Source organism: Phascolarctobacterium sp. (genome assembly GCF_045124115.1).
GTDB lineage: Bacteria > Bacillota > Negativicutes > Acidaminococcales > Acidaminococcaceae > Phascolarctobacterium_A.
In genome coordinates this window covers 97,032-109,716 of record NZ_JBGVLF010000065.1, presented here as the reverse complement: position 1 = coordinate 109,716, position 12,685 = coordinate 97,032, and the positions used below count along the sequence as shown (strand labels likewise).

Below are 12,685 nucleotides of genomic sequence, written 5' to 3'. Positions count from 1 at the left end.
GACATGGCATAAATCCCCTTTGCTTTGATTTTGTTAGCGCTTTAATTATACCAAAGGGATACGGTTTATGCCTTTTTTATTGGCTGAAATATTGAGTTTTCAAGGTTCTAACCTATTTTTAGGTGTGGGAAGTTTTAGTTATTTACTTTTCCCGGTAAACAGCAGCTTAATAAATGGTACGCGTTTAAAGAACTGCGTCAGCAGGATGCTGGCAATGAGAGCAGTAATGACAAGGAAGAAGTAGGAGAACACTACTTTCTTAACAGTCATCACAATGCCGAATTTTGTGTAGAAACTGGTCATCCATTCCAAAAGCAAAGGATGGACGAAATAGATAAGCATGGAGTAGGCGGACAAAGTATCGAGGGCGTGCTGCAGGTAGCTTGTCCAGCCTGTGCTGCTGCGTGCTTCCAACCAGTGCAAGCCTAGGCAGAACGCCAACAAAGAGCCAATGGTATAAACCAAGCCTTGGGGGCTTAGCTGGTGATAAGTGTAGGCAAGTTCCAAAAGGCTGTAGCCTTCGTAGCGGAAGGAGTACCAAGCACTGCCGACGATGTAGACAATGGAAGCTGCATAGAAGGCGAGGACGATGCCGGCGTGCTTTTTGAGCAGTGCCAAAAATTTTTCCCAATAAACTGCAGCCAAGCCACCGCCCATAAAGATCAGCAGGTAGTGCAGGGGCAGATAGTTTAAACGGTGGTCGAAAAAGTTCTTCGCTAAAAGGGACCAACCGTCAGTAGTAATGCCGGTGTGGGTGGTCCACCAATTCATCGCCAATTGGAAGATGAATAAAGCACCGAGGCAGAGGGGCAGGCTATGGCGCAGCATAAAGCGGAGTAGAGCGCGCCACAGGGGATAGCTGGCGTAGAACCACAGCAAGATCACCATAAAGTACAAATGATAGCAGCCTAAGCCAAAGAACAGCACGTAGGCTACGTGGAGGGGGTTCCAACTGATATATCCCGGTGGCAGTGTACACCAAAAATAAAAAAGATAGAAGAAGGACCACGCCACGTAGGGCAGCCCTGCGCCTTGCAGGCGTTTTTTCATAAACTCAATGTAGTTCAGCGGCTTGCCTGTCAATAAGCCCTTATCCGTGCAGCACAGGCCGTACCCGGAGATGAAAAAGAAGGCAGGGACGCTGTAACGGCTCAAAATTTCCAGCCAGCAGTAGAGGGCGAAACTGTTGGGCGCCAAAGCCAAGCTGCCTACGTGGATGCCGATTACCCCTAGCATACACAGCCCGCGCAGATTATCAACTATATTATTACGCATAGTGCATTCCTTTCGTGAAAAATTTCTTTACACATTATACACCGATTCTAAGTTTTTTTGTCAGAAACAGGTAAATTTTTTCTATAAATATTTGACGTATGGGCACTACAGGTGTAAAATAATATGTAACTATGATGCACCTTTAAATTGGTCCCGTGAGACTGCAAGGTTTGACTATTGTTGACGCAGCAAGGCCTTCTTGTACCCTCACGGGGCGAGAAGGTTTTTTATTATACTCAAAACATTATTAAAATACACAGGAGGTAAAGCTAATGGCTAAATCAAATGTATCTCTCAGCGGTAGAGATATACTGGATCTGGAAAGCCTCAGCGTAGAAGAAATCGAGCTGGTTTTGAAAACTGCTGAGGAAATGAAGAAGATTATGAAAAGGGATATCAAAAAGGTACCTTCCCTGCGTGGCAAGTCCATCATCAATCTGTTCTACGAGCCCAGTACCCGTACTCGTACTTCCTTTGAACTGGCAGGCAAATACCTGGGTGCCGATGTTGTAAACATCACCACCGGCAACTCCAGCGTAGTAAAAGGCGAATGCTTGCGCGATACCATTTTGACCGTACAATCCATGGCTTGTGACGCTATCGTTATGCGCCATCCTATTGAAGGTGCAGCTGCTTATGCTGCCAACGTTGCCGACCCTGTAATCATTAACGCAGGCGACGGCGCTCATGCTCATCCTTCCCAAGGCTTCTTGGATATGTTCACCATCCGTGAGCAAGGCAAGGATCTGAAAGGCTTAAAGATGGCTATTATCGGCGATATTCTGTACAGCCGTGTTGCTCGTACCAATATCGCTGCTTGGAAGAAAATGGGCGCTGATGTCCATGTAGCAGGCCCCATGACCTTGCTACCCCATGATATCGAGGCACTGGGCGTAACCGTACACAAGCATGTAGAAGATGCTATTGCTGATGCAGACGTTGTAGATATCCTGCGTATCCAGCTGGAACGCCAAAAGAAAGGCCTGTTCCCCACCACTCGTGAATATGCCCGCATCTTCGGCATTAACGAAAAACGTCTGGCTCTGGCTAAACCCGATGTAACCGTACTCCATCCGGGTCCCATGAACCGTGGCTTGGAAATCTCCTGGGAGGTTGGCTACTGCGATAACGCTGCAATCCGTACTGAAGTACAAAACGGCGTAGCAGTACGTATGGCTCTCTTATTCTTGACTTTGACAGGAGGTAAACACATTGAAAACGTTGATTAAAAACGGCAGGGTAGTTGACCCCAGCCAAAATTTAGACGCTGTAATGGACATCCTGGTAGAGGATGGCGTAATTAAAACTGTTGCTGCAGGCATTACTGAAGCAGCGGACGAAGTATATGATGCTACCGGTAAGGTAGTAACCCCGGGCCTCATCGATATGCACACCCATATGCGCGAACCCGGTTTGGAAGCAAAAGAAGATATTATCAGCGGTACTATGGCAGCTGCTGCCGGCGGTGTAACCACCGTTGCCTGCATGCCTAACACCAAACCTGTTGTAGATAGCTCCATTATCGTAAGCGGTATCAAACAACGTGCTGCTGAAGAAAGCTATGCAAATGTAGAAGTAGTTGGTGCAATCTCCAAAGGCGAAAAAGGCGAAGAATTGGCCGAAATGGGCGATATGGCTGAAAAGGGCGCTGTTGGTTTCTCCGATGACGGCCACTATGTAGACAGCAGCCGCCTGTTTATGCTGGCAGCAAAATACATCACCGCGTTTGACAAACCTTTGATGTGCCATGCCATCGACCCGGAACTGGCTTCCGAAGGCTATATGCATGAAGGCGTTGTTTCCGCACGTATCGGCGTACCCGGCGTACCTGCTATCTCCGAAGATATCGCTGTAGCTCGTGACTGCATCATTGCTGAATATGCAGGCGCGCATGTACATATCTGCCACGTAGCTTCTAAAGGCGCAATCGACATTATCCGCCAAGCTAAAAAACGCGGCGTAAACGTAACCAGCGAAGTTACTGTACACCATCTGACCTTGACCGACGAAGCTTGCGCAGGCTATAACTCTGCAACCCGCGTTAGTCCGCCTCTGCGTAGCTGGGACCATGTTCAAGCAATGCGTGAAGCAGTACTGGACGGCACTGTTGACTGCATCGTAACCGACCATGCTCCTCATGCTCCTGAAGAAAAGGACGTTGAGTTCCGCTATGCTCCCTGCGGTTTCTGCGGTCTGGAAACTTCCTTGGGCGTAATGCTCACCGATTTATATCACACCGGTGTGTTTGATTTGAAAACCATTATCAGCAAGATGAGCTGCGAGCCTGCCAAAGTCTTCAAACTGGCTGGCGGTACCCTGAAAGAGGGCGGCGTTGCTGATATTACCATTATGGATTTGGATAAAGAATGGACTGTAGACAGCTCTAAATTCTATACCCGCGGTAAATTTACTCCCTATGAAGGTAAAGAATGTAAGGGTAAAGCAGTCGCAACTATGCTGCATGGCAAGTTCGTTATGAAAGATGGTGTAGTATGCACAAAGTAGAAAGAAAAGGTAAATTAGTTTTAAAGGATGGCTCCGTATTTGAGGGTACTCTCTACGGCGGCAAACGCAATGCTGTTGGTGAAGTTGTTTTCACCACCGGCATGAGCGGCTATCAAGAAACTTTGACTGACCCTTCCTTCTGTGGTCAGATCGTAGTTATGACTTATCCTTTGATTGGCAACTATGGCATTAACCCCATGTTCAACCAAGGCCGTAAATGCTTCTTCCAAGGCTATGTAATCGGCGAGCTGTGCGACCATCCCAGCAACTGGCGTAGCGAGGGCACCCTGGAAAGCTTCTTGGAAGAACAGAATCTGCCCACTCTGGTTGGCGTAGATACTCGTGCCATTACCCGCAAGATTCGCGATAACGGCGTTCTGCCCGGCGTAATCGTGCCTGCAGAAATGCCCATGGAAGAAGCAATGGCACTGATGCCTCAAGCTGATATCCATGACCAGGTATTCACCGTTACCACTCCTGAAATCTACAAGATGGGCAGCGGCAAATACCATATTGCAGTTTTGGACTTCGGTATTAAGCAAAACATCCTGAACTTCCTGCTCAGCTTCGACTGCCATCTGACCGTATTCCCGGCAACTGCAACTGTTGACGACGTTATGGCTTGCAATCCGGACGGCATCTTCCTGTCCAACGGCCCTGGCGACCCCAAAGATATGCCCTACGCTATCGAATGCATTAAACAAGTAATGGGTCGTCGTCCCATGTTCGGCATCTGCCTGGGCCACCAATTGATGGCACTGGCTAACGGTTGCGACACCTACAAGATGAAATTCGGTCATCGCGGTGTAAACCAACCTGTAAAGGATCTGCGTAGCGGTCGCATCTACATTAGCTCCCAAAACCATGGCTATGCTGTTGATCCTGCTTCCATTGAAGGCAAGGGCATCAACATCACCCATATCTCTATGAATGACGGTACTATTGAAGGTTTGGAATACACCAAACATCCTTCCTTCACCGTACAATACCATCCGGAAGCCTGCCCCGGCCCCGGTGGTCATGAATACCTGTTTAAACATTTTGTTGATTTGATGGAGGGTCGTTAATTATGCCGAAGCTTGCTAATATTAAAAAAGTTCTTGTAATCGGCTCCGGCCCCATTATCATCGGCCAAGCTGCAGAATTTGACTATGCAGGTACCCAGGCCTGCCGTGCTCTGAAAGAAGAGGGCTTCGAGGTAGTTCTGGTTAACTCCAACCCTGCAACCATTATGACTGATGTGCACATTGCGGACCGCGTCTATGTTGAGCCCATCAGCATTGAATTCTTAGAAACTGTTATCAAACGTGAACGTCCTGACTCCCTGCTGGCAACCTTGGGCGGCCAAGTTGGTCTGAACATGGCTATGAAGCTGGAAGAAAAGGGCATCCTGAAAGAATACCAAGTACGCCTGCTGGGTACCCAGGTTTCCGCTATCAAACGTGGTGAAGACCGCGAAATGTTCAAGGAAACCATGGAAAAGATCAACCAACCTATTCCGGAATCTACCATCGTAGAAACCATCATGGCTGCTTGCGAATTCGGTCGTCAAATCGGCTATCCTCTGATTGTACGCCCTGCCTACACTCTGGGCGGTACCGGCGGCGGTATTGCTAATGACGAGGACGAGCTGGTTGATATCGTACAAAAAGGTTTGGGCTACAGCCCCATCGGTCAATGCTTGATCGAGCGTTCTATCGCAGGCTGGAAGGAAATCGAATTCGAGGTTATCCGTGACGCTGCAGATAACTGCATCACCGTTTGCTCCATGGAAAACATGGACCCTGTCGGCGTACACACCGGCGACTCCATCGTAGTTGCTCCTGCACAAACTTTGAACGATAGAGAAGTACAGATGCTGCGCCAAGCATCCATCGACATTGTCCGCGAACTGGGCGTAGTTGGCGGCTGTAACGTACAGCTGGCACTGGATCCCTTTAGCGAAAACTACTATGTAATCGAAGTAAACCCCCGCGTAAGCCGTTCTTCCGCACTGGCTTCCAAGGCAACCGGTTACCCCATTGCCAAGGTTACCAGTAAGATTGCTGTTGGCTACAATCTGGACGAAATTGAAAACGCTGTTACCAAAAAGACCAAGGCTTGCTTCGAACCCACCATTGACTATATCGTATTGAAGTTCCCCCGTTGGCCATTCGATAAATTTGTAACTGCTGACCGCACTTTGGGTACCCAGATGAAGGCTACCGGCGAAGTTATGGCTATTGAACGTACCATGGAAGCTTCCTTGTTGAAAGCTGTACGTTGCTTGGAAATCGGCCTGCATCACTTGGAAATGCCTGAACTGAAGGCATTGAGCGACGAAGAAATCGTTAGCCGTATTAAACTGATTGATGACGAGCGTCCTTTCGTTATTGCTGAAGCAATGCGTCGCGGCGTTGCCACCATTGACGATATTTACAATGTAACCAAGATTGATAGATGGTTCCTGGTTAAAATTATGAACATCGTGAAGATGGAAAAAGCTTTGGAAACCCATGAGCTGACTCCTTCTTTACTGCGTAAGGCTAAAAAGATGGGCTTCGCTGACCGCACCATCGCTGAACGCGTAGGCAAGACTGAGTTCGAAATTCGCGATATGCGTAAAGCAAACGGTATCCTGCCCACCTACAAGATGGTTGATACCTGCGCTGCAGAATTCGAAGCTGCGACTCCCTACTACTACTCTTGCTACGAAACCGAAGACGAAGTTAAGGTTAGCGATAAGAAGAAAGTCGTTGTACTGGGCTCCGGTCCTATCCGTATCGGTCAAGGCGTAGAATTTGACTACTGCTCCGTACACTGCGTATGGGCGTTGAAGGAACTGGGTTACGAAACCATCATCATCAACAATAACCCTGAAACCGTTTCCACCGACTTTGACATTGCAGACAAGCTGTACTTCGAACCCTTGACTGTGGAAGATGTACTGAATGTAATTGAAAAAGAAAAACCGGAAGGCGTTATCGTACAATTCGGTGGCCAAACCGCTATTAACCTGGCAGGTCCTCTGGCTAAAGCAGGCGTACAAATCCTGGGCTCCAGCGTGGACAGCATTGACCGTGCAGAAGACCGCGAACGCTTTGACGAACTCCTGACCAGCTGTGATATTCCTCGTCCTAAAGGACACACCGTATTCGATACCGAAGGCGCGTTGGCTGCAGCTCATGATGTCGGCTATCCCACCATGGTTCGTCCTTCCTACGTATTGGGCGGCCGTGCAATGGAAATCGTTTATAACGATGACGAACTGAAACACTACATGTCCAGCGCTGTAAAAGCTTCTCCGGAACATCCTGTACTGGTTGACCATTACCTGCAAGGTACCGAAGTAGAAGTTGACGCTATCTGCGACGGCAAGGAAGTATTGATCCCCGGTATCATGGAACACGTTGAACGCGCAGGCGTACACTCCGGTGACTCCATCGCTGTATATCCGCCGCGCAGCCTCAGCGAAAAAGTTATCAAGACTATTATCAACTATACCAATAAAATGGCTCTGGGCTTGGAAGTTAAGGGCATGATCAACATCCAATACATCGTTCGTGATGAAAATGTGTATGTAATCGAAGTTAACCCCCGTTCCTCCAGAACCGTACCTTTCCTGAGCAAAGTTACCAGCATTCCTATGGTAGACGTAGCAACCAAGTGCGCTATGGGCGAAAGCATTCGTGCTCAAGGCCTGCGCCCCGGTCTGCGTCTGTTCCCGGACTACTATGCTGTTAAGGCTCCTGTATTCTCCTTCAACAAGATGTCCAACGTTGATATCACCTTAGGGCCTGAAATGAAATCCACCGGTGAAGTTATGGCCTGCGACTACCAGTTCAGCCGCGCTCTGTACAAAGCATGCTTGGCTTCCGGTATCAATGTTCCTCACGAAGGCAGCATCCTGATTACCGTTGCTGATATGGATAAACCCGAAGCAGTAGAAATTGCCCGTGGCTTTGAATCCCTGGGCTATGTAATCACTGCTACCGGCGGTACTGCTGAATACCTGCAGCAAAATGGCGTTAACGTACATGTTGCTACCAAGGTTAGCGAAGGCAGCCCCAACATTTTGGATGATATCAAATCCGGTCACATCAGCATGGTTATCAACACCACCAACCATGGCCGCGATGCTGAACGCGATGGCTTCAAAATCCGTCGTTCCACCGTTGAACATGCAATTCCCTGCCTGACCTCCATGGATACTGCCCGTGAATTGCAACGTGTAATGAGCGCTATGCGCCGTCGTCGTGTAGTAAGCGTTGTAGCTCTGCAGGATTTGAGCCTGAGCTGGGAGGACTGATTATGGCTAAGACCATAGCTGCGGCCAAGGTTATTGGCCAACGCCTTTTAAACAGTACTACTAAATTAATTGATGTATATGCTCCTGAGATTGCCAATGTGGCTGAACCCGGCCAGTTTGTCAATGTGCAGGTGTGCAAGAATACTGCTCCTTTGCTGCGCCGTCCCTTCGGCGTGGCAGGGGTTCACCGTGAACAAGGCACCTTTACCATGATCTACCGCATCATTGGCGAAGGTACCCACATTTTGGCTGATGTATGCGCAGGCGATATTCTGAGCATCGTTGGTCCTTTAGGTCACGGTTTTAATATGGAAGCAGAAAAGCCTCTTTTGGTTGGCGGCGGTCTGGGCCTGGCGCCTCTGAAATTTTTGGCAGAGGGCTTTGGCGAAGGTAAGCCCGATATCCTCATGGGCGGTCGTACTGCTGAAGAACTGTTCTGGACTAAATTATACGAGGGCATCTGCCCCAATATGTATCTGACCACCGACGATGGCAGCGCAGGTACCAAGGGTACTGTTATGGCAGTGCTGCCGGAGCTTTTGGCTAGCGGTAAATACGACTGCGTTTACGTATGCGGCCCCGTGCCCATGATGCGTGCAGTTGCTAACGCTTGCATGGAAGCCGGCGTAAAATGCCAGGTTTCCTTAGAAAAATACATGGCTTGCGGCCTTGGTGCCTGCCTGTCCTGTGCCTGTGAAGGCATTGGCAAGCGCATTAAGGTGTGCAAGGATGGTCCTGTGTTCTGGGCAGAGGAGGTAGGAGAATGGTAAAGGCGTTGTATGATGGACGTTTGGCAGTGGATATTGCCGGCGTGAAGATGCAAACCCCGGTTACTACCGGCTCCGGTACCTTCGGCTTTGGCTTGGAATTTACGGATTTTCTGGATTTGGAAAAAGTTGGCGCGGTGACTGTCAAAGGCACCAGCCTGCTGCCTGCAGCGGGTAATAAAGGCCAACGCGCAGTGGAAACTCCTTCCGGTATGCTGAACTGCATTGGTTTGGAGAACCCCGGCAGTGACTACTTCTTGGAGCACACTCTGCCTGAGTTGCGCAAATATAATGTACCTGTAATCGTCAACATCTATGGCCATTCTCCCGAAGAATACGGCCAGGTTGCTAAGAAACTGGATGTGGACGGCGTGGATGCTGTGGAAATCAATATTTCCTGCCCCAATGTTAAAGAGGGCGGTATTGTTTTCGGCACCTGCCCCGAAGCTGCAGCAGAGGTTGTAGCCCAAGTAAAGGCTAACACCTCCAAGCCTGTTATTACCAAGCTGAGCCCCAATGTTACTGATATTGTGGCAATGGCTAAGGCAGTGGAAGCCGCAGGTACTGATGCCATTTCCATGATTAACACCCTGTTGGGCACCAAGATTGATATTGAACGCCAACGCCCTGTATTGGGCAATATTACCGGCGGCCTCAGCGGCCCTGCTGTGCGTCCTGTAGCAGTACGCTTAGTGTACCAAGTAGCACAGGCTGTTAAAGTGCCCATTATCGGCATGGGCGGCATTATGTGCGCTGAAGATGCTATCGAGTTCATGCTGGCAGGTGCCAGTGCTGTGGCAGTGGGTACTGCAAACTTTGTCCACCCTGACATTGCTGAAAGCATTGCTCATGGTATGTTGGCTTATTTGGACCGTCATAAGGTACAAAATATTACTGAGATTGTGGGCTTGGCTCTGCCCGAGGGCAAGGCAAGTATGCCCCTGTATAAATAGGAGAACGACAAATGCAACATGATGATCGTTTAATCGTCGCTCTGGATTTCCCCACTTTGGAACAAGCTAAGGCTTGCGTTTTAGAGCTTGGCGATGCTGTTAGCTACTATAAAGTTGGTATGGAGCTGTACTATGCAGTAGGCAGCGAAATTATCCGCTTTTTGAAATCCCAAGGCAAGCACGTTTTCTTGGATTTGAAATTGCAGGATATCCCCAACACTGTTGCTCACGCTCTCACTGTACTCAGCGATCTGGGTGCAGATATGATGAACGTACATGCTGTTGGCGGCAAGAAGATGATGGGCGAAGCAGTGAAGGCTGTACGCGAAGCTGCAGAAAAAGCAGGTCGTCCGGCACCGAAGCTGATTGCTGTTACTATTCTCACCAGCATGGACGATGAGCAATTTGCAGATTTGAACTATAAGAACACTATTGCTGAGCAGGTTATTGCTTTGGCTAAGTTGGCTAAAGAAGCAGGCATGGACGGCGTTGTTGCTTCCCCCCGCGAAGCAGCAGGTATCCGTGAAGCTTGCGGCCCTGACTTTTTAATCGTTACCCCGGGCGTGCGTCCTGCAGGCGCATCCTTGGACGATCAAAGCCGCGTTGCAACCCCTGCAGGCGCTTTCAAGAATGGTTCTAGCCACATTGTAGTTGGTCGCCCCATTACTAAGGCAGAAAATCGTCAGGAAGCAGCTTTGGCAATTGTAGAAGAAATCAAAGGAGTGTAAGCAAATGGCAGTTTTAGAAGAAAAAGACGTACTCAAAATGCTTGAAGAAACCGAAGCAGTGCTCCATGGTCACTTTTTGCTGACCAGCGGTCTGCACAGCCCCATGTATGTAGAAAAATTCAACGTACTGCAACATCCTAAATACACCGAGCGCCTGTGCCAAGAAATCGCACGTCGTTATGAAAACGACAATGTTGAATTGGTAGTTGGCCCTGTAACCGGTGGCATTCTGCTGGCTCACGAAGTTGGCAAGGCACTGGGCACCCGTGCAATCTTCACCGAACGTGAAAATGGCAAGATGACCCTGCGTCGTGGCTTCCAAATCCCTGCAGGCACCCGTGTACTGGTAGTAGAAGATATCGTTACTACCGGTGGCAGTGTTAAAGAGGTTATGGAAGTTGTTAAAGAACATGGTGGCGAACTGGTTGGCGTTGGCCTGTTGGTTGACCGCAGCGGTGGCAAAGTTGATTTCGGCATCCGTACCGAAGCTTTGCTGCACCTGAACGTTGAAACCTTTGATCCCGCTACCTGCCCCCTGTGCGCTAAAGGTATTCCCTTTACCAAACGCGGCCGTACCGGTAAATAAGCGGAAGCAACTATAAAAAGTGAAACTCTCGAGTCCAAGCGGATTTCGAGAGTTTCTTTTTTTCGTAAAATTGTGGCTCTGCGTATGTTGTACTATATAAAATCAAGATTGTCCTAGTTTTTGTATTTCTACACTAAACGAAATTGGTAAATTTCAGGTTTTTGTATTTCTACACTAAACGAAATTAGAGAAATTGAGAGTTTTGTTAGATGTAGAGATACAAAAAGTTGAGAAGTGCTTTACAGAAAATACTATGCGGTTGATCTTAGTTAGCGAAATATCGTAAAAAAACACTTCGAACATTATGTACTGACCTTCATTAGTTAGCTTTGGAAGTCTAACTTTGATGGTCAGCACATGAAGGAGAACGTCCGAAGTGCTTTTTTGTGTAGTAATATTGTGACTAGGCTTTTTTGAGAGCCATATGGTCTTTAACTTTAATGTAGGCAGTAATGGTTGCCAAAGTTGCAGCTACTAACCAAACGAAACGAGTGAAGCTGTATTCCTCTGCAGGAACAGGGGTGAAATAAACAGGACGCCAAAAACCGCCCAGGTTGGCAATGAGTTCTGCAGTGAAGTAATGCCACAGGAGGATGGTGAGGGTGTTGGTACCTAAGAAGAGGAGGACATCCTTAACTGCAGCAGCCTTTGTCAATACACGGCAGATGCACACCAACATATAGGTGAAGGCGATAGCTGCAATGGAAGTAACGAGGATGCTCCAGCAACCATATTGTCCCCAACGGCCAAACTGCATTGCATAGCCCATCCAGCTATATTGGGAATAAACACCGAAGTATACGATTACGGATGCAGCAAACATGCCGTAGATATAACTATTGGATTGGGCATCCAACTCGAAGAAGGAAAATTTCTTTAAAATATGACCTAAAAGCAGTAAGCCTGCAAAACCAAAAATATTAATGCCTACAAAGTAGAAGCTGGTAGTGGAATTGTAGGTGTTAGCCAGATTGCCTTGCGGATCATATACAGTCATGAGCATTGCCATGCCCAAGAAGGCAGCCATAGCAACAAGATGAGTAGTGATGCCTTTGTCCTTTAAATAGCTTGCTACCGGCATCAGCAGGCAGAACGCCATGAAGATTTCTACCATAAACCACAAAGGCACATAACCATAGCAAAGGATGTTAACATCAATTTTACCTTGGAGGACGCTGTAGTTTACAATAGCGAGTAAATTGCTAATGGATTTGTCGATATAGACGGAAAGGTCGATTTTACTTGTCATTACGTACATGGGATAATACATAGCAGTAATGATGAGGATGGTTTTGTAGTAGGGGAGCATAATCTGTTTGAATCTTTTTGTAATCTCCTCCATGACAGAACCCTTCATCTTAAACACGTAACCGGAGCAGAGGAAGAACATCCCCATGGTAACCTCTGTCATCAGGGTGAAGAGGAAGAAGAGTTTTTGGTTATGAACGTTAACGCCTGCTACTTCAGAAAGGTGGATGAGTACTACGGAAAAGATGGCAATCCCCTTCGCCATATCCAGTTCGTCAATGCGCTTGGATTTTGGTTTTGTTGTTACATTGCTTGACATATTAACAGCCTCCTTA

10 protein-coding genes are annotated in these 12,685 nt (G+C 48.1%); 8 read left to right on the top strand and 2 right to left on the bottom strand.

Features of this window, described 5'->3' with window-relative positions; genetic code table 11:
• Window positions 1-138: 138 nt before the first annotated feature.
• Complete coding sequence (locus ACJMM4_RS09710; protein ID WP_405384229.1) at window positions 139-1,275, bottom strand: acyltransferase; 1,137 nt, start codon at window positions 1,273-1,275, stop codon at window positions 139-141.
• Window positions 1,276-1,547: 272 nt separating this feature from the next.
• Here ACJMM4_RS09710 and ACJMM4_RS09705 point away from each other — a divergent pair, with 272 nt between their 5' ends.
• Genes ACJMM4_RS09705 through pyrE form a run of 8 tightly spaced genes read left to right on the top strand, consistent with a single transcriptional unit; the run spans window position 1,548 to window position 11,102 of the window.
• The gene (locus ACJMM4_RS09705) at window positions 1,548-2,504 is read left to right on the top strand and encodes an aspartate carbamoyltransferase catalytic subunit (protein ID WP_405380213.1); all 957 of its coding nucleotides are present in this window, start codon (window positions 1,548-1,550) and stop codon (window positions 2,502-2,504) included.
• Window positions 2,488-3,780 carry a dihydroorotase gene (locus tag ACJMM4_RS09700; RefSeq protein ID WP_405380211.1) on the top strand — a complete coding sequence of 431 codons (1,293 nt, stop codon included), beginning with the start codon at window positions 2,488-2,490 and terminating at the stop codon, window positions 3,778-3,780. The genes ACJMM4_RS09705 and ACJMM4_RS09700 overlap by 17 nt, the downstream gene beginning before the upstream one ends.
• A complete protein-coding gene (gene carA / locus ACJMM4_RS09695; RefSeq protein ID WP_405380209.1) occupies window positions 3,768-4,847 on the top strand; it encodes a glutamine-hydrolyzing carbamoyl-phosphate synthase small subunit in 1,080 nt (359 codons plus the stop codon). Before ACJMM4_RS09700 ends, carA begins: the two co-directional genes overlap by 13 nt.
• Before the next feature lie 2 nt (window positions 4,848-4,849).
• Window positions 4,850-8,068, top strand: coding sequence for a carbamoyl-phosphate synthase large subunit (carB, locus tag ACJMM4_RS09690; RefSeq protein WP_405380207.1), 3,219 nt, complete (start codon window positions 4,850-4,852; stop codon window positions 8,066-8,068).
• A gap of 2 nt (window positions 8,069-8,070) precedes the next feature.
• Complete coding sequence (locus tag ACJMM4_RS09685; protein ID WP_405380205.1) at window positions 8,071-8,838, top strand: dihydroorotate dehydrogenase electron transfer subunit; 768 nt, start codon at window positions 8,071-8,073, stop codon at window positions 8,836-8,838.
• A complete protein-coding gene (locus tag ACJMM4_RS09680; RefSeq protein ID WP_405384227.1) occupies window positions 8,832-9,788 on the top strand; it encodes a dihydroorotate dehydrogenase in 957 nt (318 codons plus the stop codon). Before ACJMM4_RS09685 ends, ACJMM4_RS09680 begins: the two co-directional genes overlap by 7 nt.
• A gap of 11 nt (window positions 9,789-9,799) precedes the next feature.
• Window positions 9,800-10,516, top strand: a complete 717-nt coding sequence (pyrF, locus tag ACJMM4_RS09675; protein WP_405380201.1) for an orotidine-5'-phosphate decarboxylase — start codon at window positions 9,800-9,802, stop codon at window positions 10,514-10,516.
• A gap of 4 nt (window positions 10,517-10,520) precedes the next feature.
• A complete protein-coding gene (pyrE, locus tag ACJMM4_RS09670) occupies window positions 10,521-11,102 on the top strand; it encodes an orotate phosphoribosyltransferase (RefSeq protein WP_405384225.1) in 582 nt (193 codons plus the stop codon).
• Between the two features lie 403 nt (window positions 11,103-11,505).
• Here the strand turns inward: pyrE and ACJMM4_RS09665 are convergent, their stop codons facing one another.
• A complete protein-coding gene (locus ACJMM4_RS09665) occupies window positions 11,506-12,669 on the bottom strand; it encodes an acyltransferase family protein (RefSeq protein WP_405384223.1) in 1,164 nt (387 codons plus the stop codon).
• Between the last annotated feature and the right edge of the window lie 16 nt (window positions 12,670-12,685).